Annotated in this window: 18 protein-coding genes; 5 read left to right on the top strand and 13 right to left on the bottom strand. The window is 52.5% G+C overall.

Translation table 11 applies throughout. The features are described from left to right. Positions 1 to 6 precede the first annotated feature (6 nt). The 5 genes from UNDYM_RS04265 to UNDYM_RS04245 are packed head-to-tail and all read right to left on the bottom strand — an operon-like array spanning position 7 to position 3,795. A complete protein-coding gene (locus UNDYM_RS04265; RefSeq protein ID WP_162039919.1) occupies positions 7 to 1,293 on the bottom strand; it encodes a dihydroorotase in 1,287 nt (428 codons plus the stop codon). A 7-nt stretch (positions 1,294 to 1,300) separates the two neighbouring features. After that, positions 1,301 to 2,272, bottom strand: coding sequence for an aspartate carbamoyltransferase catalytic subunit (locus UNDYM_RS04260; RefSeq protein WP_110255208.1), 972 nt, complete (start codon positions 2,270 to 2,272; stop codon positions 1,301 to 1,303). Next, positions 2,265 to 2,786: a bifunctional pyr operon transcriptional regulator/uracil phosphoribosyltransferase PyrR gene (gene pyrR, locus UNDYM_RS04255; protein ID WP_162039918.1), complete on the bottom strand. Its 522-nt coding sequence runs from the start codon at positions 2,784 to 2,786 to the stop codon at positions 2,265 to 2,267. Before pyrR ends, UNDYM_RS04260 begins: the two co-directional genes overlap by 8 nt. After that, the gene (gene ruvX, locus UNDYM_RS04250; protein ID WP_162039917.1) at positions 2,783 to 3,178 is read right to left on the bottom strand and encodes a Holliday junction resolvase RuvX; all 396 of its coding nucleotides are present in this window, start codon (positions 3,176 to 3,178) and stop codon (positions 2,783 to 2,785) included. Before ruvX ends, pyrR begins: the two co-directional genes overlap by 4 nt. Further along, positions 3,178 to 3,795 carry a YqgE/AlgH family protein gene (locus UNDYM_RS04245; RefSeq protein WP_232063396.1) on the bottom strand — a complete coding sequence of 206 codons (618 nt, stop codon included), beginning with the start codon at positions 3,793 to 3,795 and terminating at the stop codon, positions 3,178 to 3,180. Before UNDYM_RS04245 ends, ruvX begins: the two co-directional genes overlap by 1 nt. 146 nt (positions 3,796 to 3,941) lie before the next feature. On the opposite strand from UNDYM_RS04245, the gene UNDYM_RS04240 reads away from it, so the two are divergent. Beyond that, entirely contained in the window at positions 3,942 to 5,441 is a 1,500-nt protein-coding gene (locus UNDYM_RS04240) for a deoxyribodipyrimidine photo-lyase (RefSeq protein WP_162039916.1), read from the top strand. A 672-nt stretch (positions 5,442 to 6,113) separates the two neighbouring features. Here UNDYM_RS04240 and UNDYM_RS04235 read toward each other — a convergent pair. From UNDYM_RS04235 to UNDYM_RS04210, 6 genes are all read right to left on the bottom strand, one after another. Then, positions 6,114 to 13,001 (bottom strand): Hpt domain-containing protein, encoded by a 6,888-nt coding sequence (locus UNDYM_RS04235; RefSeq protein WP_197740976.1) that lies wholly within the window; start codon positions 12,999 to 13,001, stop codon positions 6,114 to 6,116. 90 nt (positions 13,002 to 13,091) lie between these two features. Next, positions 13,092 to 15,428, bottom strand: coding sequence for a methyl-accepting chemotaxis protein (locus UNDYM_RS04230; RefSeq protein WP_162039915.1), 2,337 nt, complete (start codon positions 15,426 to 15,428; stop codon positions 13,092 to 13,094). Between the two features lie 58 nt (positions 15,429 to 15,486). Continuing rightward, complete coding sequence (locus UNDYM_RS04225) at positions 15,487 to 16,071, bottom strand: chemotaxis protein CheW (protein ID WP_232063233.1); 585 nt, start codon at positions 16,069 to 16,071, stop codon at positions 15,487 to 15,489. A 65-nt stretch (positions 16,072 to 16,136) separates the two neighbouring features. After that, on the bottom strand, positions 16,137 to 16,502 hold the full coding sequence (locus UNDYM_RS04220; protein ID WP_162039914.1) for a response regulator transcription factor: 366 nt from the start codon (positions 16,500 to 16,502) through the stop codon (positions 16,137 to 16,139). A gap of 39 nt (positions 16,503 to 16,541) precedes the next feature. Beyond that, positions 16,542 to 16,934 carry a PleD family two-component system response regulator gene (locus UNDYM_RS04215; protein WP_110255216.1) on the bottom strand — a complete coding sequence of 131 codons (393 nt, stop codon included), beginning with the start codon at positions 16,932 to 16,934 and terminating at the stop codon, positions 16,542 to 16,544. Between the two features lie 116 nt (positions 16,935 to 17,050). Continuing rightward, positions 17,051 to 17,203: a rubredoxin gene (locus tag UNDYM_RS04210; protein ID WP_110255217.1), complete on the bottom strand. Its 153-nt coding sequence runs from the start codon at positions 17,201 to 17,203 to the stop codon at positions 17,051 to 17,053. 168 nt (positions 17,204 to 17,371) lie between these two features. Between UNDYM_RS04210 and UNDYM_RS04205 the strand changes: the two genes are divergently transcribed. Further along, the gene (locus UNDYM_RS04205) at positions 17,372 to 18,205 is read left to right on the top strand and encodes a hydroxymethylpyrimidine/phosphomethylpyrimidine kinase (protein ID WP_162039913.1); all 834 of its coding nucleotides are present in this window, start codon (positions 17,372 to 17,374) and stop codon (positions 18,203 to 18,205) included. A 98-nt stretch (positions 18,206 to 18,303) separates the two neighbouring features. Continuing rightward, positions 18,304 to 19,584, top strand: coding sequence for a glutamate-1-semialdehyde 2,1-aminomutase (gene hemL, locus UNDYM_RS04200; RefSeq protein ID WP_162039912.1), 1,281 nt, complete (start codon positions 18,304 to 18,306; stop codon positions 19,582 to 19,584). A 70-nt stretch (positions 19,585 to 19,654) separates the two neighbouring features. Here hemL and UNDYM_RS04195 read toward each other — a convergent pair whose 3' ends face one another. Next, a complete protein-coding gene (locus tag UNDYM_RS04195; RefSeq protein WP_162039911.1) occupies positions 19,655 to 20,932 on the bottom strand; it encodes an amidohydrolase family protein in 1,278 nt (425 codons plus the stop codon). Between the two features lie 124 nt (positions 20,933 to 21,056). Here UNDYM_RS04195 and UNDYM_RS04190 point away from each other — a divergent pair, with 124 nt between their 5' ends. Further along, on the top strand, positions 21,057 to 22,067 hold the full coding sequence (locus UNDYM_RS04190) for a LacI family DNA-binding transcriptional regulator (RefSeq protein WP_174244922.1): 1,011 nt from the start codon (positions 21,057 to 21,059) through the stop codon (positions 22,065 to 22,067). Positions 22,068 to 22,113: 46 nt separating this feature from the next. Here the strand turns inward: UNDYM_RS04190 and UNDYM_RS04185 are convergent, their stop codons facing one another. Beyond that, complete coding sequence (locus UNDYM_RS04185) at positions 22,114 to 22,593, bottom strand: YggT family protein (protein WP_370529437.1); 480 nt, start codon at positions 22,591 to 22,593, stop codon at positions 22,114 to 22,116. A gap of 288 nt (positions 22,594 to 22,881) precedes the next feature. On the opposite strand from UNDYM_RS04185, the gene UNDYM_RS31300 reads away from it, so the two are divergent. Beyond that, entirely contained in the window at positions 22,882 to 23,664 is a 783-nt protein-coding gene (locus tag UNDYM_RS31300) for a hypothetical protein (protein ID WP_162039910.1), read from the top strand. The last annotated feature ends 358 nt before the right edge of the window (positions 23,665 to 24,022 follow it).

Here is a 24,022-nt window from a genome sequence, read left to right as displayed (position 1 = left end):
GCGATGTTAATGCAAGGTATCAAACGCAATATGCCCTGACACTATCGTGGCCTTGACCACGCCTGGCAATTCATAACCCAGGAAAGGCGTGTGCTTGCCCTGGCTGGCGAGGGCTTTGGCTTCTACCTTCCAGCGTGTGACAGGATCAAAGATGCAGATATCGGCTGCCTGGCCTACGGCGATTTGTCCGGCGGGCACACCTGCCACTCTGGCGGCATGCTGGCTGATCTTGGACAGGGCCAGCGTCAGGCTGACGTCACCACGGCTGTCTTCTGCCCATTTCAGTGCCAGTGACAATAACAATTCCAGGCCGGTGGCGCCGGGTGATGCCTCAGCAAAGGGCAGCAATTTTTCATCATCATCGACCGGGGTATGGTCTGAACAGATGGCATCGATGGTGCCGTCTTTCAATGCCGCAGAAATGGCATCGCGGTCACGCTGGCTGCGCAAAGGTGGTGTCAGGCGGGCGTTGGAATCGAAGTAACCGATGTCGGCGTCCGTCAGATGCACATGATGAGCACCAACGTCGCAGGTCAGCGGCAAACCTTCTTTTTTGGCCTTGCGCACCAGCTCCAGGCCAGCAGCAGAAGAGATGCGGCACAGATGCACTTTGGCGCCGGTGGCGCGCATGAGTTCAAACAGGGTGTGCAGAGCTATCGTCTCGGCCATGACAGGCACGCCAGACAAACCCAGGCGTGAAGCCAGCGGGCCGCTGTGGGCAACGCCGCCCTGGCCTATGTAGGCATCTTGCGGACGCAGCCAGACGGTGAAACCAAAGGTGGCAGCGTAATCCAGCGCTCTTTGCAGGGTATTGGTATTGGCAATGGTTTCTTCAGCCTGTGAGAAACCTATGCAGCCAGCCTCTGTCAGCTCTACCATCTCGGTCAGGGATTCGCCCTTCAAACCAACAGTCAATGCACCCAGCGGATAAACATGGGCCTTGTTTTGCATGCGCGCTCTTTGCTTGAGCATTTCTACCAGGCCTGATTCATCCAGCACAGGGTCTGTATCCGGTGGGCACACCAGGCTGGTAACACCACCGCGCATGGCGGCCTGCAATTCAGATTCCAGCGTGGCCTTGTATTCAAAGCCGGGTTCGCGCAGGCGGGCACTGAGATCGACCAGGCCAGCGGTGACGATCAGGCCAGTGGCATCAATCGTTTTATTGGCGACAAAGTCGGCTGGTGCCTGACCCAGGGCGACGATCTTGCCCGCAGCGATAAACACGTCCTGTACTACATCGCTAGCACTTGCCGGATCAATCACGCGGCCATTTTTGATATGTATCTTCATATTCTCCTCATACCCCGCCGCTGTTGCCTGCAACGATGCTCATGACAGCCATGCGCACGGCGATACCAAAAGTCACTTGCGGCAGTATTACTGCCTGCGGGCCATCGGCCACCGCAGAATCAATTTCCACACCACGGTTCATGGGACCGGGATGCATGACGATGGCATCTGGTTTTGCCAGTGCCAGACGTTCGGGTGTCAGACCATAGCTCTTGAAATATTCTTGTGCAGAAGGCAGCAAGGCACCGCTCATGCGTTCATTTTGCAAGCGCAGCATGATAATGACATCGACGCCTTTGAGGCCTTCATTCATATTATTGAATACCCGCACACCCATTTGTTCCAGACCACCAGGCAACAGGGTACGCGGGCCTATCACGCGTACTTCCGGCACACCCAGCATGGTCAATGCATGGATATCGGAACGGGCGACGCGACTGTGCAAGACGTCGCCGACTATCGCGACTGTCAGGTTGGTGAAGTCTTTTTTGTAGTGGCGTATGGTGTACATGTCCAGCAAACCCTGGGTAGGGTGGGCATGACGGCCATCACCGGCATTTACCACGTGCACATGGTGCTGTTTGGTGTCATTCAGATGCTTGGCAATCAGGAAAGGTGCGCCTGAAGTGGCGTGACGCACGACGAACATGTCGGCATGCATGGCTGCCAGATTGTCGATGGTGTCGAGCAGGGATTCACCCTTGCTGGTACTGGACGCGGCGATATTAAGATTGATGACATCTGCCGACAAACGCTTGGAGGCAATCTCAAAGGTAGTACGTGTGCGGGTAGAGTTTTCAAAGAACAGATTGAAGACGCTTTTGCCACGCATCAGCGGCACTTTTTTGACTTCCCTGTCGCTGACGCTGACGAAGGAAGATGCGGTATCCAGGATATGATTGACGATGGCTTTCGGCAAGCCGTCTATCGTCAGCAAATGCTGGAGTTCGCCGTGTTTATTGAGCTGGGGATTATGCATGATCGACGGAGATGCTGAAAGTGCCGTCATCTGCACGTTGCAGATTGACAGAGACGGCGGGTTCAAATGAGGCGGTATGTGCTACAAAATCAGCAGCCACCGGCAATTCACGGCCACCACGGTCTACCAGGGTAGCCAGCATGATGCGGGCCGGACGGCCATAATCAAATAATTCATTGATGGCGGCGCGGGTGGTGCGGCCTGTATATAACACATCATCTACCAGGATGATTTGTGCACCATCGACATCGAAAGGAATTTGCGTAGGTTTGACTTCGGCATGCAGACCCTTGGCGGCATAGTCGTCGCGATAAAAGGACACATCGATGCGGCCGGCTTTATTCGGCAAGCCCAGGTCTTTTACCAGACGCTCCGCTATCCAGGCGCCGCCTGAATAAATGCCAACGATGGCCAGTTTATCTTGTGCCAGCGCATGTGGCCTGATTTGCTCCAGTAGCTGCTGATACAGGGCTTCTGCATCAAGCTGGGCAGCATGAGTGGTTGTGGTAGTCATGGCGTTTCATCAAAATATTGTTGCAGAATAAGGGCAGCCGCATCGTCATCAATGTACTCGCCACGCGAGCTTGAAAGTACTGCAGAAGAATAGCGTTCATCGACCAACACGGCAGGTATATTAAAACGGCCATTAAGCTGATTGGCAAAGCGCTTGCAGCGCTGCGTCATTTCATTGTCGGCACCATCGGGGTGCATGGGCAAGCCCACCACGCACAGCACAGGCTGCCATTTTTCTATGAGCTTGGTGATGTCGGCAAATTTGCCATCATTGGTAGGGGCGTGGATGATGCTGAGTGCTTCAGCCTGGCGTAAAAAGGTATTGCCAACGGCAACGCCTATGCGCTTTAAACCAAAATCAAAGGCGAGTACCGTACCTTCGCTTGCAGCCATCAGGCATGCCCCGCTTCGGCTGCCAGCATCAATGGGTCTATGCCCAGCAATTTGATGGCGGCGGCAAAACGTTCTTCCAGCGGCAAATCGAACAGGATGCGTGCGTCGGCAGCGACTGTCAGCCAGCCATTCGCCAGTATCTCTTGTTCCAGCTGGCCAGCACCCCAGCCCGCATAACCAACGCTGATCAGGACTTGTTCTGGCCCGTCACCGGCTGCCACTGCTTCCAGCACATCGCGTGAGGTGGTGAAGGCTATTTCGTCTGTAACCTTAAGCGAAGATGAATATGCACCGACCGGTGTATGCAAGACAAAGCCACGGTCATCTTGCACCGGCCCGCCAAAGATGACAGGGCGTTTTCCTATGGGGTGGGAATCGGGAATGATTTCCAGCTTCAGATCTATGCGGTCAAACAGGCCAGCCACGGTCAATTCTATGGGACGATTGATGACCATGCCCATGGCACCGCGCGGGCTGTGCTCGCACAAATAAATCACCGTGCCGCCAAAGACGGGGTCCATCATGGACGGCATTGCAATCAGGAAATGATTGGTTAAATTCAATTCCAAATTGTTATCGTCTTCGCTTTTCACCTGAAATTTATGTCTGGAAGTCATCGGGGCCGACTGTGTTGCATCGTCGTGCAGATTGGTATGTAGTGATTTTGTTTGCTTCGCCATAGTCACATTTTAGCATTTTTAGCGTGTATTTTCGATGTGTGCTAAGGTGCCACAAGCGTTTTGACCACACTATCAAACAGATCATGCAAGAAAATAAAGCCCATAAAGCCCATTACCCTCGTTCGCTGGTCTGGTTCCGCCGCGACCTGCGTAATTTTGACCATGCTGCCCTATACCATGCCCTGCGGCAAAGTGACGAGGTCTGCTGCGCTTTTATCTTCGATAAAACAATATTAGACAATTTGCCAGAAAATGACAGGCGCGTTGCCTTTATTCATGAAAGTATTGTTGAACTGGATCAAGAATTACAGCAGATGGGCGGTGGCTTGCTGGTGCGCTATGACCATGCAGAAACAGCCATCCCGCAACTGGTGGCCGAACTTGGTGTCGATGCCGTATTCACCAATCATGATTACGAACCACAGGCTGCGGACCGGGATGAGTCCGTCAGGCAAGAATTATTAAAACAAAATTGTGCATTTCTGAGTTTTAAAGACCAGGTTATTTTTGAAAAGTCAGAAGTCTTGTCGCTGGCGAACGCGCCCTTCTCTGTCTTCACGCCTTACAAAAATGCCTGGCTAAAAAAATTCCATGCCGAAGGAAGCGACTTTTATTCGCGCTCTTACCCTATAGAAAAATATGCGAGCAAGCTAAGCAGCATCTCAGCACAAACCATGCCGACGCTGGCCGAAATGGGTTTTGCACAGGCCGCTGAACGCCGCATGCCAGTTGCTGCAGGCATGTCGGGCGCACTCACTTTGCTGGAAGACTTTGTGGGCCGTATGAAGCTGTATGACCAGTCGCGAGATTTTCCAGCAATCAAGGGGCCATCCTATCTGTCAGTCCATTTGCGCTTTGGCACGATATCGATACGTCAACTGGTGCAGGAAGCCCTGAGGCAAATGCGTATCTCTGCCAATCGCGGTGCAGAAATCTGGTTGTCTGAACTGGTCTGGCGCGATTTTTATTTCATGATCTTGCATCACCACCCGCATGTGGCAAGCCGTTCCTTCAAACCGGATTACGATGCCATACAGTGGGAAACCGGCCCGCAAGCGGACGCCCACTTCGCTGCCTGGTGCGAAGGCCGCACCGGCTACCCCCTGGTCGATGCCGCCATGCTGCAACTGAACCAGACCGGCTACATGCACAACCGCCTGCGCATGGTCACCGCCTGCTTCCTCATCAAGGACCTGGGCATAGACTGGCGCCGCGGCGAAGCCTATTTCGCCGAGCACCTGAACGACTTCGACCTCTCCGCCAATAACGGCGGCTGGCAATGGGCATCGTCCTCCGGCTGCGACGCCCAACCCTATTTCCGCATCTTCAACCCCATCACCCAGTCAGAAAAATTCGACGCCGAAGGCAAGTTCATCAAACGCTACCTGCCGCAACTGGCGAAACTGGACAAGCGCAGCATCCACGCGCCGTGGAAGGCTGCACCGCTGTTACTGGAGCATGCTGGGGTCAAGATAGGCAGGGATTATCCGTTTCCGCTGGTTGAGCATGATGTGGCGCGCAAGCAGACTTTGACGCGGTATGCGCTGGTGAAGAAGGTGGCTACGCATGATGAGGATGAGTGAAGAAGTGAAAGAACTGAAGGTTTGATGAACCGACGCTGATAGCAATGTGTTGATGTGGTTTTGACGTTGTCGTTGGTTTTGACGTTGTCGTTGGTTTTGACGTTGTCGTTGGTTTTGACGTTGTCGTTGGTTTTGACGTTGGTTTTGACGTTGGTTTTGACGTTGCTTTTGAAGTTGCTTTTGAAGTTGCTTTTGAAGTTGCTTTTGACGTTGGTTTTGAATTTTGCAGTTCCCATGTGTAGACGCCGTTTGTGCGGTACAGAAAATGGATTAAGAAGGACCGCTGTCTGAGCGAAGCGAGTTTCGGGCCTTCCCATTTTTTGTACTGCACAAACGGGAACCCCGGAGGGGCGGCTACGCCTGGGTCGCCTTTTTGGCTTACCTTTTTGGCGAAGCAAAAAGGTAAGTAGCCGCCGGTCTACCACCGGCCTGCAATCTTAAGTAACGAGCGCAGGTATTCAAAACATAGATGCCTACAACAAGTAGCAATCTGAAATTAATTCAAACAATGGTTTGCTACGAACGCCGCTGGATTCCTGCCTACGCAGGAATGACGACATTTAGTTTACGGTGATTCAATCGATGTGTATTAACGGTCAGATAAAGCTAAAAGCAAAACAAAAAGCAGAGATCACTCTCTGCTTTTTTGACTATCTAAAATCTACAGCCTACTTACACAATCACCGCCGCATCTTTACCCAGGAAGCCCATAATCGCCCCCAACAAATCATCCTCACGATACGGCTTACCAAAGTACTCATTCACACCGAGTTCTTTCGCATAGTTCCTATGTTTATCCGCAGTACGCGAAGTAATCATGATGATAGGGATATGGCTGGTACGTGAATCACTGCGGACGTTGCGGGTCAGATCGAAGCCGTCCATGCGTGGCATTTCGATATCAACCAGCATCACGTCTGGCGTGACTGACTGCAACTGCTCCAGCGCATCAATACCGTCTTTTGCCAGGATGACCTGATAACCCTCACGTGTCAGCAAACGCTGGGTCACGCGGCGTACGGTCAGGGAGTCATCGACCACCATGACAGTATGCTGGGTACGCAGGCCCTGTACAGGTTCGGCCTTGGCGACTGCCACTTCAGTTGCGCTGTGCAGGTTGGCAACCGCACCCATTTCAGGCGTGGCTTCTGTACCCAGTTGTTGCAGGCGTGCATGTTCATGTTCCATGCGTTGTGCCAGCGGTACCGGGTTCAGGATCAGAACGATTTCACCGGAACCGAGTACGGTAGCGCCAGCGATACCTGTCATACGTGCCAGTTGCGGGCCGATGTTTTTAACAACCACCTCGCGGTTACCCAGAACGTCATCCACGTGAATCGCAACACGTTCGCCACCGCTCTTCATGATCAGCAACGGGCTGTATTGTTGTGTCATCGGCGTGGCATCGTCCTGACCCAGCATGGAGGACAGGTAGTACAGAGTCACACGCTGACCTTGCCACATAACTGCGCCTTCGTTATAGGCATTGGCCAGGGCATTCGATTTCAGTTGCTGTACTTGCTCGACCAGAACGGAAGGTACGGCAAAAGTACGGCCACCAGAGCTCAGCAATACCACCTGCGTCACAGCCAGTGTCAAAGGCAGGCGAATCGTGAATTCAGCACCCTTGCCTTCATTGCTGATAACTTCAACACGGCCACCCAGCGACGCAGCTTCAGAACGGACCACGTCCATACCAACACCACGACCAGCGAGTTCGGTAATTTCTGTCGCTGTCGAGAAGCCAGGTTCGAAAATCATATTGGCTGTTTCAAGCTCATTAGGATGATCTTCGCTGGTGATGAGACCAACAGACAAGGCTTTTTCGCGGATGCGGGTCAGGTTCAGGCCCTGGCCGTCATCGCTGAAGCGGATCACAACTTCATTACCTTCCTGACGGATTTCAATCAGCAATTCGCCGGTTTCTTCTTTGCCATGATTACGCCTGTGCTCACGGCTTTCTATGCCGTGGACAATCGCATTACGCAGCAAATGCTCGAAAGGACCGGCCATTTTTTCCAGAACGCCCCTATCCATCTCTACCGTTGCACCGCGGATATCCAAGTTGACGCGCTTGTCGACTTCTTTGGAAGTCTGACGGGTCACGCGATACAGACGCTCGGAAATACTGGCGAAAGGAATCATACGCACGCGCATCAAATCCTGTTGCAGGTCACGTGTCAAACGCGCCTGTACCAGCAAGTCATTCGATGCGCCGTCGATGGTACGGGTCAAGTTGGTTTGCACGGTGGCGACGTCGCTGACGCTTTCGGCCATCATGCGTGTCAGTTCTTGCAGGCGGGTAAAGCGGTCAAACTCAAGCGGATCGAATTCACGGTCACCAGAGAGTGCCATGCGTGAAGTGATCTGGGTTTCTGCCTGAATCTCGACTTCACGCAACTGGTCGCGCAAACGGTTGACGTTCTCTGTCAACTCGCTGAGGGACGAGCGCAAGGTGCTGACTTCATTTTCCAGACGTGAACGCGAGATGGAAACTTCACCGGCCTGGTTAACCAGACGGTCAAGTATATCGGCACGCACACGCACCAGTGTCGCTGGCGTATTGGCTGCCACGGCAACCGGTGCAGCCACTTCCCTGGCCGGTATGGCGCGGGTCATGAGCGGCACGACAGGTGTCAGGTTGACCAGTTCATTGATGACAACCGGCGCATCGGTATTGGTCGCGGCCATTTGTTCCTGGAACTGATCCAGTTCCTGTGCGGCAGTCAATGCTGCTTCAGGCTGTGCAGGTGCTACGTGCGCTTCTGGGTGCAGCAGGCGATCAAACATGTGCATGCTGTGGTCGTGACGAGCCAGCAAGTCATCCAGCAGGGATGCACGGACTGCACTACCGCCATGCATCAGTGTTTCGATGCGCGATTCCATGTCATGGATGTGTTGACCCAGGGCCATGGCACCGGCCATACGTGCACTACCCTTGATGGTATGCATGATACGGGCGATGGCTTGTGGTGCTGCCATGTCGTCCGGTTTTTCCTGCCAGGTGCGCAGCAACTGACCAACCATAGGCAGCAAGTCATTACCTTCTTCTATGAAGACAGGTAACAAGTCCATATCCAGATCATCACGGATCTGCACTGTACCATCAGTTGGGGCCGCATATTCTGCCGCCGCAGGCTGGGCTGATGGCGTAGCAACAGATGCTGCCACAGTGTCGGCGATTTCAGGTTCTGCAACTACAGGCTCCACCACAGGCGCCGGTTCAGATACAAGCTCAACCAGAGGTTCAGGCGCAGGAGTTGCTGCAAATCCAGCCGCTTCTGCATGCGTTTCCACCGGATGTATATCATCCAGGGCATCCGACATGATGGCGCCCATACGGTCAGCGATGGTTTCTACCGGTGCGTCTGGCTCTGGCAGTGCCTCTGCCACAACGATCTCTGCTTCCAGCGGCAAATCTGCAAGCAGTTGCTCTTCAGGAACAGGCAAGGCTTCCAGTACTTCTGCATGTTCCAGGCTGAAGTCTGGTTCAGGCAAGGTTTCGCTGACGACAGGAATGTCGGCTGACACTTCTGCCGAGGCAGCCAGTTCATGCAGCTCAGGCAATTCAACCGCTTCGTGCTCAGGCAGGCTTTCCAGCGTGAACGGCGCGTCCTGCGCATCGATACTTGGTGCGTCTGCGGCGACCAGGTCAAGCGCATGTGGCTCTTCAGCCAGAGAAACCGGGTCGAGTTTTTCATTGGTGGAAGTGATGAATTCTTCATCTGCACCAGCGTTGGAACGCTCGATGACGACTTGCAACAAATGGTCAAGCTGACGGATTTCTTCAGGTGCAGGCGCTGCCATTTCTGACAAGGCAAACTTCTGCAACATGCGTTTGGCCGAATCGAGGGAACGGTCCAGCACGTCGTATTCTGCATCCAGCAAGACGACAGGATGTCGTTCCAGTCTTTGCAGAACGAATTCCAGGCTATGTGCCAGTTCTTGCAAAGGCTTCAGGCCTACTGTTGCCGAACTACCTGCGAGAGAGTGGCTGGCGTGAATAGCGTGTGTAGAAACATGACGGTGCGGCTCATGCCTCCATTCAGCAAAATCTTGCACCAGGAAGCGGACGATTTCATCGGTCTCTGCCATGTAGATGGAATACAGCGGCAGGCTGATTTCTATATCACCTATGCGCTTGATATTGTCATCCACGCTAGGTGCCGGTGCTGACAAATCAGGGAAGTCGATGATTTTCGCGGTAGCGATTTCTGCCACTTCAGGTGCTTTTGCGATTTCTTCACTTGCGATGGTTGCAGCAGGCAAGACCGCTTCAGGCAATTCTTCTGCCGCAAGCTCAGGCAAGAGGCTGTCAACAGACTCTACAGAAACTGGCTCAGAATGTGGCTCAACTGCGGGCAAATCTGCTTCTGGCAAGGCTGTCAGTTCTATGACTTCTGGCAATTCCAATGCAGCGGCATCTGTCGTTGTGTCTGGTGCAGCCTCAGTCAGGATTTCCAGCACGGCATCTTCTGCTGGAACAGCAACTGCCTGAATTTCTTCATGTACTGCTTCCAGCGGCAAATCAGCGACCAGTTCTTCTGCTTCCGGCACTGGCATATCTTCTGCAGCGACGGCAACTTCCAGCGCGAGCTCCAGAGGCAGGCTGGTTTCAGGCAAGGCCGCCTCTTCTGCAATAGCTGGCGCATCCAGTGTCAGCTCAGGCAAGCTGGCAATTTCTGGCGCTGCTTCTGCAAGCAGGTTGGCGACTGGCTCTGTCAGTTCTGCATGTTCAGTGACTACCGGCACTTCTGCCAATTTTGCCAATTCCGCCACTACTGGTGGTTCGGCGTTGACCAGTTCTACAGGTGTAAATTCAAACGCATCGAGCTCAACTGGAGCATGCTCCGTCGCAGGAACGCTTGCTTCTGCAGCGATTTCTTCGAGAGCAGGTATAGCCGGTATGTCGGTCTCTGCTGTTTCTGCGACCTCTGGTGCTGCAAGGGCTTGCACTTCTTCAATGACAGGTGCGACAGCAAGCGGCTCAGGCTCAGCCTGATGTTCAACTACCGGCGCGGCAACGACTTCAGGGATATCCTGATAATCGCCACCAGCCTTGACACGCTCTGCGGCAGCGATGATGGCCTTGCCGGTGCGTGAGGACACGCCGTGTTGTTTCAGCTCTTCTACCCAAACAAGCATTTCGCTGGCGGTACGTTCCAGCAGTGCGTACAGATTGTCGTCACCGTTACGGGAATCGGACAGCCACAGGTTCATGACCTGCTCTATGCTCCAGGCGGCCTCACCAAACACCATCAGGCCGACCATGCGGCCACTGCCTTTGAGGGTGTGGAAAGAACGGCGCAAACTGGTCAGGTATTCCTGGTTGCTGGTGTCTTTTCTGGACAGTGGCAAGGTAGTCTGGACAAATGCCAACACCTCATCAGCTTCCATGAGGAAGATTTCCAGCAGTTCAGCATCAATGGCATCGTCACCGTCAGGAATATCCTGGGCGGGTGCGCTTGTTGCTACTACTTCTGCAGGTGTCGTGACTATTTCCTGCAGGGCACCGGAACCAGATACGGTATCAGCCTGCGCCAGCAGGGCGATAGCAGATTTGGCACGTTCAGAAGCAGCAGTATCGTCCAGCAAGATAGCTACAGAGCGTTCCGATTCCAGCGAGCTCTTCAGTTGTGCCTGCAGGCCTGCGTCTTCCGGCGCGGCAGCCAGGGATGCGGCGAGACGGGCAGATTCCTGTTGTTGCTGGGCCAGTTCCTGCTCGGCAGTCTGCAATATGGCGACCTTGGGTTCCTGCCCATGTGCTTCATCGCCAGGCAGATGGATGTCTGCACTAGGCAGCAATTCCTTGCTTGCTTGCGCTTCCAGCAAATTGGAGCGGAATAATCCAGCCTCCTGGTCAAAGCTGAATTTCTTTTTCGCAGTATCCGGCTGGGACTGCAGGGTCTCGATAAAGAAAGACAATGCGCCTATGTTTTGCGCGACGTTTTCATGGGCGGCTGCCTGCTCAGCAGCATCGCCAGCATCTGCATTAAAACTGCTGATTTTCTGACGGGTATAATCGACTGCCAGCATGGCGTCATCCTGATCCAGCATGGCGAGGGCGCCACCGATCTGGTGCAGGTTACCGTCTATAGGTTTCAGTATTTCTTTGTCGGCAGGATTGCGGAAGTACTCATCCAGTACTTTTTCTATATGACGCAGACTGGATTGCATTTCAGCAACCAGTACACCCATGGTCTGACGCTGCTGCGCTTCGCGGGAAATCTCCCCCATCCAGCTCGCCTGTGTCTGGGGTGTTTCACCTGAGACTACGGACAGCAAACGGGTGGTAATTTCTTCTGCACGTTCGGCAAAATTGGCAGGCAGGCGTGTCACATGATCGAGTGCATGCTCAACAAACAGCAGGCTGGTTGCAAGCTCTATGCCGAGCTTGCTGCCATCTGGCGAATGCGCAACACTGCGGGCAATGCCGTTCAGTTCACGCAAGAGCTTTGCCAGCGCAGGAGCATTCAGACCAGCACCAGTATCGGCGAGGTCGGTCATTTTCTGGGAAAACTTTTCTGCCAGGCCAGTTTCGCCATTGGCTATCCTGCCCCACAGATTTTTGACTGCGGACAATTGTTCTTTTGCAGCGGTCAGTGCGCCTGCAGTGATCTGACCATAATTCTTTTTGTCGTAATCGACCGGTACTTTGTCATCAAGCTGGTAAGCCTTGCGTACCCTGGTGACAAAAGGAGAAGGATTTTCAACCTGGGCCAGGAAAAACAGGGCGTCGCGCAACAGGCGTTCAGGGATGGTGCTGACACCTTCTACCAAACGGCGGATTTGCAGATTGATGCGGCCAAATATCTGTTTGACGTATTGCTGGTTATCGATGGCGCCATGACCCACGGCCTCGACAAAAGCGCGCATAACGACCCAGAAAGCCTTGGCTTGCGAATTGGTCTGGCCGCTTTCAATTTCTGCAATCATGTCATGCATGGATTGCGTGGCTGTACGCTGCTGCTCTTTATCCTTGCTGGTCAGAACGGTCAACAAGAGCTTTTCAAAGCGCTGGCGCAGGCCGGTGTAACTGATCGCCGCTGCCTTGCTGCTGACGGCTAGTTCAGGTATTTGCTCTTTGGCTGACAGGGACGGGAAAAACAGGTCAGCCGGATGTATTCTCTCGGCCCCCTTGAGTTCCAGCAGTGCGCGGTAATAAGGGAACAGGCGTACGGGCTGATGCAGCGAGCCAGACAACAAGTCTTCCAGATAGCGCAAGACGGCATGGAAGGCATCGACGATGACTTCGACATTTGCCTGCGTCATTTCAAGCTGCCCGCCTTGCAGGCGTTCAAGCAATTCTTCTATGGTTTCTGTAACGATGGATACACCATCGATATCAACAATCTGCAAGGCACCATGAGCCTGGTGCAGATAGCTTTTTGCATGTAATAAGGAGGTAGGGCGGGTTTCAGTGTCCTGGCCAAGTGCGTCCGTCAGCATCTTGCCAGCATTCGTGATTGCTTCCCGCACTTCTCCCATCACCCAGGATAGCGGCCCGATGTCGAACTGCTCCTGTGGAAGATCTGGCGATTTTGAAAAATCGGATGTCATGCGTACTCCGCAAACTCAAGGGCAATGGACCGCAGTCCATTGCCGTGCAAATATGATAGGGTTGCAGCTAGTACAACCAGGGCTGGGGAATCAGGCGGCAACCCGGAACCGTGACACAGAGTTCTTGAGTTCTTCCGCGAGCATGGACAATTCCTTAATGGAAACCGCAGTTTGCTGCGTACCATGCTGCGTTTGCTCGGTGATGGTCAAAATGTGTTGAATATTTTGTGCAACGCCGTTGGCTGAGGTAGCTTGTTGTTCCGTCGCCAGCGAGATACCTTGAATCAGTTCCGCGAGACGGTTGGAAACGCTACGGATTTCAGACAGCGCCGTACCGGCCGCATCTGACAGTTTTGCTCCCTCAACCACACCCTGGGTGGATTTTTCCATCGCGGCAACCGCGTCATGAGTATCCGTTTGAATCGTGCGAACCAGCGCACCAATCTGTTTGGTCGCTTCAGCTGAACGTTCCGCCAGACGCTGAACCTCTTCCGCAACCACCGAGAAGCCTCGACCGGCTTCACCCGCAGACGCCGCCTGAATCGCCGCATTCAGCGCCAGTACGTTGGTTTGTTCGGTAATGTCGGAAATCAGTTCAGTGATCTCACCAATCTCTTGTGAAGACTCACCCAGACGTTTAATACGTTTGGAGGTTTCCTGGATTTGTTCGCGAATTTCGTTCATACCCTTGATGGCGTTTTCCACCGCATGGGCACCTTGCTCCGCCGCAGCAACCGATTGACGCGCAACCTCGGCTGATTCATTCGCAGAACGGGAAACGTCGGTAATCTCAGCCGCCATTGTCAGAACCACCTGACCCGCATCAGAAATCTCGCGTGATTGTTGTTCAGACGCAGTCAACAAATCGCTGGAAATATTCTGCGCTTGTGTCGATGCTGAAGTAACCTGTTCTGCAGTTGCCGTAACACGACCTACCAGACCACGCAACTCTTCCACCGTGTAGTTAACCGAGTCGGCAATCGCGCCCGTGATATCTTCAGAAACCGTCGCTTGTACCGTCAAGTCACCATCCGCAACCTCTTGCAATTCATTCATCAGTCGCAAAATCGCGGCCTGGTTCTGATCGTTCGCGGCTTTCGCTTCTTCTTCCTGTTTCTGCGCTTGCATCATTTGTGCCGCAGCTTCAAGACGACGATCATTCGCTTCTTTAGCGCGGTTACGGCTTTCCTGCAACTGAACGAAACCCACGCCTACCGCAGCCAGCAACGCGAAGAAGGCAGAACCCAGCATCGCATAGAAGTAGATACTGGTACCGTCTTGCTCAGTCGTGTAAGTTTTCTGCAATTTGGACAATTTGGTTTTCAGATCTTCGTTTTCATTAAAGACCAGCTGTTCAGATTGTTTTGCAGCGATAAAGTTTTGGAGATTGCCCAGAATGCTGGAAACCCATACCTGGTATTCAGAGAAGGTTTTTTGCAGTTCAGTGAGTTTGTCGCGTGTATCCGCATCCTTGGTCGCTGTCAGGCGCAATACATCACTACCTTTCAGGAAGCCATCGACCAGATCACGGAAAGTGTTCGTATCCTTACCCAGCAAGAACGCCGTTTCAGGATTAACACCCTCGGAAGTCAGGAATTCATTCGCACTACGACCCAGACGCTGGGTCAACATGACCAGCTGACCGGCAGCATTAATTTCACGCGCTGAACCACCGCCCTGTACCTTCAGGGTAGAGATTTGCTCCGTCAATTCCAGCAGGATTGGGGACAGGGCATTCATTTTTTGCAAAGTCTGACCGAAACCCGTCAATTCTTTTTGACGGTTCAGGATCGTTTCCGCAGCCTTGTTGGAGTTATTCCATGCCTTTTGCGCTTCTTTAACGACAGGTTCCAGTGAAGAGTCAGCACGTTTGACTGAACGTCCCTGATATGGACCACCATTCAGCAGAACACTCAGATCGGCATTCAATTCGCTACGGCTGTCCTTGAGCTGTTTAAACGCCTCAACGTTACCCTGAATCGCATTCGGTGCTGCTTTACCGATACGCTGGGAGTGCATCAGCGCCTCACCGGCGATCTGTGCCTGTGTGGACAGCAGCGTTGATTGCTCAGAGTTCAGATATACCGAGACACCACCCAACAACAGGAAGAATCCCATGGTGTACAGCAAGAAGTTGGTCTGACGACGAACTGACATGCCGCCGATAATAGGCAGGCGTATGCCGCTGCCCTTTTCCAGCGGGTCACCAATGAAAGTGGCATCACCATACGACTCAACTTTAGTAGCAGTTTCTGCTACCGCAGGCGTGGCAGCAGCCGCCTCCTGCTCTGGAGTCAGCATTTTGACGTTGCTTGCTTCTTCAATTTCAATCGAATCAGCATTCCCGAACGACCTTGCCGCAACTTCTGCTCCGTCAATTTCCGGATTTTCTTTATCTTTGGACAAGAACGGTAGATTAAATGCCATTACTAAGTCTCCTAAACGATTGAAAAGCTGTCGGTATTGCTACAGTGCACATACCGACTTAAATACCTATTTGCAAAAAATCCTGGTCTTGTACCAATGTGGCCAGACTAAGCTCAAACCAGATGTTGCCATCCTTATCCCTGTACTTTTTCCTCAACCAGGCCTTGCTCTCTAACTGATTGTCTTCAAAAGGGATTTCTTCCATTTCTGAAACCGTACGCAAACCCAGAACCTGGGATACCAGCAAACCGCTGTTGAATGCCATGCCGGGAGCAAAGGCAACAATCCGGCACTGGGTATCAAGCTTGGTGTTGTCCATGCCCTGGAAACGGGGCAAATCGACGACACCAGTCAAATTACCACGGATATTGGATAAGCCTATATACCAGTCGCGTGTCAAAGGCACCCGCGTCAGGGTGCCCGCAGTGACGATCTCGCCGGATTCTCGCAAATCCAGGAGATAACGTCCCTGTCCTATCATAATGCCCAGCTGGCTGAGTTTCGTATAGCCGCCACGCTGGGCAGCTTGCATGCGTTCAACCAGCTGCGCCTGAAATTCACGCAAACGGGTACGTCGCACGCCCTTTTCAGGTTTGACAACGTCCAGATTTGCTGCAGCAGTTTCACGCACAGTCTGATTCATGAGGCAATCCGAAGATATCTTATTGTTGATGCAAGAATTAATACTTTAATACTTGTCTGTGCGGATTAACCGAGGGCCGAAATTTTCGCCAGCAATTCTGCCGGGTCAATTGGCTTCACCAGGTAATCGCGGGCGCCCTGACGCAAACCCCAGATACGGTCAGTTTCCTGATTTTTGCTGGTGCAGATAATCACAGGTACATCTTGCGTATCAGGATCTTTGGCGATTGCACGGGTAATCTGGAAACCATTTTGTCCAGGCATGACCACGTCCATCAAGATCAGCTGCGGCTTGTCTGCCTTGATTTTTGTCAGGGCTTCTTCGCCATTTTCAGCGGTTGATACTGAAAAACCATTTTTCACCAATACATCGGTCAGGAAATAGCGTTCTGTTGGAGAATCGTCTACTACCAGAATTTTTTGAATGGCCATCTTGTTTTACCTCACATTAACTAACTTAACTATATAAATCTAGGTCGCTGAAGTGTAATTCTTTACCGTTTTCAGCAGACTGTCCTTTGTAAAAGGCTTGGTCAGGTACTCATCAGAGCCAACCATTGCGCCACGGGCACGATCAAATAAACCGTCCTTAGAAGACAACATAATTACCGGTGTATCCCGGAATTTCGCGCTTTTTTTAATCAAAGCGCAAGTTTGATATCCATCCAGCCTGGGCATGAGGATATCGCAAAAAATCAGGTCTGGATGAGAATCGTTAATCTTGGCGAGTGCATCAAAGCCATCTTCTGCCAACACTATTTTGTATCCGGCCTGACCAAGAAAAATCTCGGCCGAACGGCGTATGGTGCTGCTATCGTCAATCACCATGATTTTCAAGTTCTCGTTGCCTGTCAACGTTGACATAAAATCATCTCTTCCCGGCAGTATTAAGGTTACATATCACTGTAACAAAAAATCGCACATTTGCGCTTTTTTTCCTTGAATAAACATATTAAGCAACATCAAAATCGATAAATCGATCAGATTGCTACCATTTCGAAGTCTTCTTTACGCGCACCGCACTCAGGACAGGTCCAGTTCATGGGTACATCTTCCCATTTGGTGCCAGCCGGAATTCCGTCTTCAGGTGAACCTTGCTCTTCATCATATACCCAACCGCAAATCAAGCACATCCACGCCTTGAAAACTACCTTTTCCGTTACCGTATCAGTCACGACTAAAACCCTTCAATCAAGTAAAATATTGAAACTGCTGCAAATATTCTGTTTGCAATGTGTTACTAATGGCATTTGCGCGAGTAAATAAGTCCTCACGAAGTCAGCTATATTAATCTACCCAACGTGCAAAACCAAATTTCTCCACTAATACTTAGCTTTGGCGCCTCAGATCCTGTTGCTGCCACCGGTATCCATGCCGATCTGGCATCGTTTGCAGCCATGGGCTGTCATGGACTGCCTGTCATCACCGCCATTTTAACTGGTGATACGTCGCAAATCGATGATTTACATCCACTTGATGGAGATTTAGTCGATGAACAGGCCCGCACCGTGCTGGAAGACATGCCCGTGCTGGCTTTTAAAGTCGGCCAGACTGGCAGCGTCGAGAATGTCACCGTCATTGCCGAAATTGTCTCAGACTATCCGGAGCTGCCCCTGGTACTCGATCCATTCAATGCCGCACTGGCAGAACAAGGGCCGGAAGCAGAGGACCTGGTATTGGCAATCCGAGAACTATTGATCCCGCAAGCCAGCCTGCTAATGATCTCTGCCGTGGAACTCTCCCGCCTGGCTGAAACCTGGAAAGAAAACACCGAAGCCGATGCGGAGGCAGAAGCCGAAGACCTGGCAGCCGACACCATGACGCTGATCGAATCCGGCTGCGAGTATATATTAGTCACAGGCACAGCGGGTGAAACCGGCGAAGTGGTTAACACTTTATATAATGAATCCGGTGTGGTCAGACGCGATAGCTGGCAACGCTTGCCGGGCTCACATGCTGGTGCTGGCTCCACCCTGTCTGCGGCGATTGCCGCCCTGCTGGCAAATGGACTGGAAATACCCGAGGCCGTGCTGGAAGCCCAGGAATTTACCCATGCAGCCCTGAGTCACGCACAAAGGCTGGGCATGGGCAGATTGATACCTGACCGCTATTTCTGGGCCAGGGAAGCCAGCTGATCTTCGGCCAGTAATCATCAGCCAATATTGCACCAACTAATATAAACGTCTTTATTTACAGACTTCCTCTTTGCATCATCACTTATTGAAGCTCCATCATGACCGATAAAAACGACATCCTGTTTGCCCGTGCCCAAAAGACCACGCCTGGTGGCGTCAATTCTCCTGTACGCGCCTTTCGCTCCGTCGGTGGTACGCCGCGTTTCATCACGCGCGCAGCTGGCCCTTATTTTTGGGATGCAGAAGACAAACGTTATATCGATTACATAGGCTCATGGGGACCGGCCATCGTTGGCCATGCCCATCCCGAAGTCATCAGCGCAGTACAGGAAGCAGCCGCGCGCGGCCTGAGCTTTGGCGCACCGACTGAAGGTGAAATCGAGATGGCAGAAGAAATCTGCAAACTCGTGCCCAGCATAGAACAGGTACGCCTGGTGTCCAGCGGCACCGAAGCCACCATGAGTGCCTTGCGCCTGGCACGCGGTGCCACCAAACGCGACAAGATCATCAAGTTTGAAGGTTGCTACCACGGTCATGCTGACTCCTTGCTGGTCAAGGCTGGCAGTGGCTTGCTGACCTTTGGCAACCCGACTTCTGCCGGCGTGCCCGAGGATTTCAGCAAACACACTCTGGTGCTTGACTATAATAATTGTGAGCAACTGGAAGAAGTGTTCAAGTCAATAGGCGATCAGATTGCTTGCGTGATCGTTGAACCGGTGGCTGGCAATATGAACCTCATACGCGCAACGCAAGAATTCATCAACACCATGCGCAAACTGTGTACCGCGCACGGCAGTGTTTTGATATTTGATGAAGTGATGTGCGGCTTCCGTGTAGGCCTGCATGGTGCACAGGCATTGTATGGCGTGCAGGCTGACCTGACTTGCCTGGGCAAAGTCATCGGTGGTGGTTTGCCAGTCGCTGCCTTTGGTGGCCGCGCTGATTTGATGGGTCACATGGCACCTTTGGGTGGCGTCTATCAGGCTGGCACTTTGTCAGGCAACCCAGTTGCCGTGGCAGCGGGCATGACTACCCTGAAAATCATCCAGCAGGCAGGCTTTTATGAAAACCTGACAGCGCAAACCCACAAACTGGTAGATGGCCTGAGTGCTGCTGCCAAAGCAGCCGGCATCACCTTTTGCGCAGATGCGGTTGGCGGCATGTTTGGCCTGTATTTTGCCAATGAAGTACCGGGCTCTTATGCCGCCATGATGGCCAGCGACAAGGACAGATTCAACCGCTTCTTCCACCTGATGCTGGACCAGGGCATCTATCTGGCGCCCTCCGCTTTTGAAGCGGGCTTTGTGTCTGCGCAACATGATGATGCCATCATTGCCGATACGATTGCTGCGGCAGAAAAGGCTTTTGCACAACTCTGATCTATATAGTAAGGCAGCGTGCAGTGGCACGCTGCCTGTATTTGTGTTTTAGCTCTCTATATTAGTAGCTTCAGTTTTTTGACCTGAAATCTACCTGCCCTGGCCGTCCTGGCAAATTCAAATTCGCATGTGGTACCGGCGTCTGGCTGATGACTTTACCGCGGCGCAGCACGTGGGTGCGGGTGGCGCGCAAGCGTATTGCTTCCACTGGGTCGCTGGCATCGAGTATTACCAGATCGGCATTGCAACCGACTTCCAGACCGTATCCTTCCAGACCTAATATGCGTGCGGGTGCCGCCGTCACCGCCTGGAAGCACTGACGCATCGCATCCTGCCCTGTCATCTGCGCCACATGCAGGCCCATTTGCGCGACTTCTAGCATATCGCCAGAACCCAGGCTATACCAGGGGTCCATCACACAATCATGGCCGAAGGCGACTTCTATCCCTGCAGCCAGCATCTCGGGCACACGGGTCATGCCACGGCACTTGGGATAAGTATCGTGGCGGCCTTGCAAGGTGATATTAATGAGGGGATTGGCGATGGCAGCCACGCCTGCTTCACGTATCAATGGTAATAATTTACTGACATAGTAATTGTCCATGGAATGCATGGAGGTCAGATGAGAACCTGCTACCCTGCCCTGCATGCCCAGTCTGTGGGTGTGATACGCCAGGGTTTCTATATGGCGCGACAAGGGATCGTCCGACTCATCGCAGTGCATATCCACGCGCAGGCCTTTGTCGGCGGCGAATTCACACAGCAGCCGTACCGATTCTGCACCATCGGCCATGGTGCGCTCAAAATGCGGTATGCCGCCGACCACATCGACACCCATGGCGATAGAACGCTTGAGATTATCCATGGCTGTTGCGCTGCGCAAGATACCGTCTTGCGGAAATGCCACCAGTTGCAAATCCAGATAAGGCGCGACGCGGCGTTTCACTTCCAGCAAGGCTTCGACTGCCAGCAAACGGTCATCGCAGATATCGACATGCGATCGCACTGCCAGCAAACCCCGCCCCACCGCCCAGTCGCAATAACGCATGGCGCGCTCGACCAGCGCTTCCTGTGTCAGCATGGGTTTCAGTTCACCCCATAAGGCTATGCCTTCGAGCAAAGTGCCGGACTGGTTAACCCGTGGCAAACCGTAGCTGAGCACCGCATCCATGTGGAAATGGGCATCGACAAATGGCGGTGTCACGAGATTGCCGCTGGCATTGATTTCTTCTGCCGCACTGACAGGTAAAGCCACATCAATGGCGCTGATGCGGCCACCCCGGATAGCGATATCGATACCCTTGCGACCATCTGGCAAACTGGCATTGCGTATGACAAGATCGTTCATCAGAAATCTCTCTCTATGATTAGTACATCTATTAGCAAATGGATTAGTACATAGTTATTACAGAAAATATGCGCCATGAACCTCATCCTGCGTCATAATCTTGGCACAGAAAGGCAGGAATCTTATGGCAACAATGAAGCAAGTCGCAGAGAAAGCCCGGGTTTCAACGACCACGGTTTCTCACGTCATCAATAATACCCGTGTCGTCAGCGAAGATGCACGCGAACGTGTGCTGGCCGTGATCCAGGAATTGCGCTACATCCCCAGCGCTGTTGCCCGCAGCCTCAAGAACGACCGCACCCATACCCTGGGTATGATGATACCGAATAATTCCAATCCCTATTTTGCCGAAATCATACAGGGGATAGAAGACGCTTCATTCAAGCTGGGCTATAACATTATCCTTTGCAATTCTTATGATGATCCAAAGAAGCAGGCGGCCTATATCCGCGTGCTGATGGAAAAACGTATCGATGGCCTGATCCTGGTGTCTTCTGGTTCAGATGAAGAACTGACACAATTGCTGGCAGACGAAGGCATACCCAAGGTATTGGTGGATAGAGAAGTGTCGGGTGTGGTGGCTGACTTTATCGAAGCTGACCATGAACAGGGTGGCTATGAAGCAACCCGTTATCTGATAGGACTTGGTCACAAACGTATTGCCTGCGTTGCCGGACCTGACATCCTGCTACCCAGTGGTGACCGCGTCACTGGCTACCGCCGCGCCCTGCAGGAAGCAGGTCTGGAATTCAACAACGAATACCTGATCCATGCTGACTTTACCAGCCAGGGTGGGTTTAACGCTTTCCAGCAATTGCTCGCCTTACCACAAAGGCCTACAGCGATTTTTGCCAGCAATGATTTGATGGCGATAGGTGGTATACGCGCAGCCAATGAAGCCGGCATCAAAATACCGGAAGCCTTGTCCGTCATCGGTTACGATGATATTGCCCTGGCCTCGTTCAGTACGCCGCCATTGACGACGATAGCCCAGCCCAAGCAGGCCATCGGTAATCTGACAGCACAGATACTGGTCAACCGTATTGTTGATCCTGAGGCGCCATTGAGGCGGGAAATGCTGAAATCGCAACTCGTGATACGGCAATCGACAGCTCGCATGACTGGCGCAGAATAAACTTAGCCGATAGAGTTAATCAAAACCTGCAACAAGATCAAAATGATCATGGGGGAAAAATCCAGCCCCCGATGGCCGGGATCAACTTTCTCACTGGTGACAGCAAGGGCTCATTCAAAGCCCGGACGAAGGGTGCAAAAGGCGCACTGGGATTGACCCAACTGAACAGCACCTCAAGCAAGAGCAAGGCCATGAACTCATAAATTATCCATTGTGCCATCATGATGCCTGCCATGATGAAAACCTGTTCAACCATGAATACAGGTAATACCAGCCATACGATAAAGCCCGCCGTCGCCAGAGCAACCAGCAAGGCACCTATCAGTGTTGCCCAGTCATAGCCCGCAAAACCGGGAATAACACGGCGGATAGGATGTACCAGCCAGTCAGTCAATTTAAAAATAGCCTGTGCCAGCGAGGCAGGTGGCCGTATGCGTTGTGCCTGCATCCAGAAACGCAGTAATAAAAAGCCGGCAAATACCCCTGTGACGGCTTTGATGACATAAATTAAATTATTCAGTAACACGGCACACCCTTAAAAAAAACCCACTGCATGACGAATCAGACAGTGGGTATTGTGCCTGAATAAAACCAGGCCACCAAGCATATCAAAGATTATGCCGGGCGATTACCAGTTGGGAAAGGCCATGCTGCATTTGGACTTACAACTGTTTTTGCATCAGGTGTCGCTGGTTTTGCTGGAGCGGCCTTTTTAGCGGCTGGCTTAGCCGCCGCTTTTTTTGCTGCTGGCTTCGCTGCGGCTGGTTTAGCGGCTGCTGGCTTAGCTGCAGCTTTTGCTGCTGGCTTGGCTGCTTTGGCTGCTGGTTTAGCTGCCGCTTTTTTTGATGCTGGTTTAGCTGCTGCCTTGGTTGCTTTAGCTGCTGGCTTAGCTGCTGCCTTAGTTGCTTTAGCTGCTGGCTTGGCCGCTGCTTTTTTCGCCGCTGGCTTAGCTGCTGCCTTAGTCGCTTTTGCTGCTGGCTTAGCTGCTGCTTTCTTCGCTACTGGCTTGGCTGCCTTGGCTGCTGGTTTAGCTGCTGCCTTAGTCGCTTTTGCTGCTGGCTTGGCCGCTGCTTTTTTCGCTGCTGGCTTAGCTGCCTTGGCTGCTGGTTTAGCTGCTGCTTTTTTAGCTGCTGGTTTAGCTGCTGCCTTGGTAGCTTTTGCTGCTGGTTTAGCTGCTGCCTTAGTCGCTTTTGCTGCTGGCTTGGCCGCTGCTTTTTTCGCTACTGGCTTAGCTGCCTTGGCTGCTGGTTTCGCTGCTTTAGCCGCTGGCTTAGCTGCTGCTTTAGTTGCTTTAGCTGCAGGTTTAGCTGCTGCCTTAGTTGCCTTGGCTGCTGGTTTTGCTGCAGCTTTAGCTGCTGGCTTGGCGGCTGCTTTTTTAGCTGCTGCAGGTTTAGCTGCTGCCTTGGCTGCCGGTTTTGCTGCAGCTTTAGCTGCTGGCTTGGCGGCTGCTTTTTTTGCAGCTGGTTTTGCTGTTTTAGCAGCGGCTTTTTTTGTAGCAGGCTTCTTCGCTGCTGCTGGTTCGTCCGGGGACGGTTGTGGTGCTGTTGCCATTTTGTTTCTCCTTCGATTGAGATGGAAAAAATCAGATAAAAATTAAATCCGCTCGATCCCTTCAAGCGGATTATTCATCGGCACAAACATGATCGCTGTTTGCGCTAATGAATTCTGCACCGGCCGAACTGCTCCATCCCCTCTATTGATGGGGCACTTCAGCCATCCTGGTTTGCTTTAGAACCTGCTTATGATCTTACTGCGCGGACGTGATCGGGGCTCATGCGCTGCTCAAAATGCTCATGTACTTGAGTACATTCCGCTTTCTGCGCTGCGTTTTTTGTTACCCTAACCCCGCTGACGACCGCTCACTACAGATCATAAACAGGTTCCATGCCGGCTCCTGGCCTGGCGGCAAACCCAAAAACGCCTGCATTAATTGCAGACGCCGGTATTCTTTTGCG

The organism is Undibacterium sp. YM2 (assembly GCF_009937975.1).
Taxonomy (GTDB): domain Bacteria; phylum Pseudomonadota; class Gammaproteobacteria; order Burkholderiales; family Burkholderiaceae_D; genus Undibacterium.
Note: the sequence above shows the minus strand (reverse complement) of the source record. Positions and strands in the feature narration are given on the sequence as shown.

Coding starts and splice junctions, on each gene's coding strand:
- UNDYM_RS04265 (WP_162039919.1), bottom strand. CDS start 1,293: ATGAAGATACATATCAAAAATGGCCGCGTGATTGATCCGGCAAGTGCT.
- UNDYM_RS04260 (WP_110255208.1), bottom strand. CDS start 2,272: ATGCATAATCCCCAGCTCAATAAACACGGCGAACTCCAGCATTTGCTG.
- pyrR (WP_162039918.1), bottom strand. CDS start 2,786: ATGACTACCACAACCACTCATGCTGCCCAGCTTGATGCAGAAGCCCTG.
- ruvX (WP_162039917.1), bottom strand. CDS start 3,178: ATGGCTGCAAGCGAAGGTACGGTACTCGCCTTTGATTTTGGTTTAAAG.
- UNDYM_RS04245 (WP_232063396.1), bottom strand. CDS start 3,795: ATGACTTCCAGACATAAATTTCAGGTGAAAAGCGAAGACGATAACAAT.
- UNDYM_RS04240 (WP_162039916.1), top strand. CDS start 3,942: ATGCAAGAAAATAAAGCCCATAAAGCCCATTACCCTCGTTCGCTGGTC.
- UNDYM_RS04235 (WP_197740976.1), bottom strand. CDS start 13,001: ATGACATCCGATTTTTCAAAATCGCCAGATCTTCCACAGGAGCAGTTC.
- UNDYM_RS04230 (WP_162039915.1), bottom strand. CDS start 15,428: ATGGCATTTAATCTACCGTTCTTGTCCAAAGATAAAGAAAATCCGGAA.
- UNDYM_RS04225 (WP_232063233.1), bottom strand. CDS start 16,071: ATGAATCAGACTGTGCGTGAAACTGCTGCAGCAAATCTGGACGTTGTC.
- UNDYM_RS04220 (WP_162039914.1), bottom strand. CDS start 16,502: ATGGCCATTCAAAAAATTCTGGTAGTAGACGATTCTCCAACAGAACGC.
- UNDYM_RS04215 (WP_110255216.1), bottom strand. CDS start 16,934: ATGTCAACGTTGACAGGCAACGAGAACTTGAAAATCATGGTGATTGAC.
- UNDYM_RS04210 (WP_110255217.1), bottom strand. CDS start 17,203: ATGTGCTTGATTTGCGGTTGGGTATATGATGAAGAGCAAGGTTCACCT.
- hemL (WP_162039912.1), top strand. CDS start 18,304: ATGACCGATAAAAACGACATCCTGTTTGCCCGTGCCCAAAAGACCACG.
- UNDYM_RS04195 (WP_162039911.1), bottom strand. CDS start 20,932: ATGAACGATCTTGTCATACGCAATGCCAGTTTGCCAGATGGTCGCAAG.
- UNDYM_RS04190 (WP_174244922.1), top strand. CDS start 21,057: ATGGCAACAATGAAGCAAGTCGCAGAGAAAGCCCGGGTTTCAACGACC.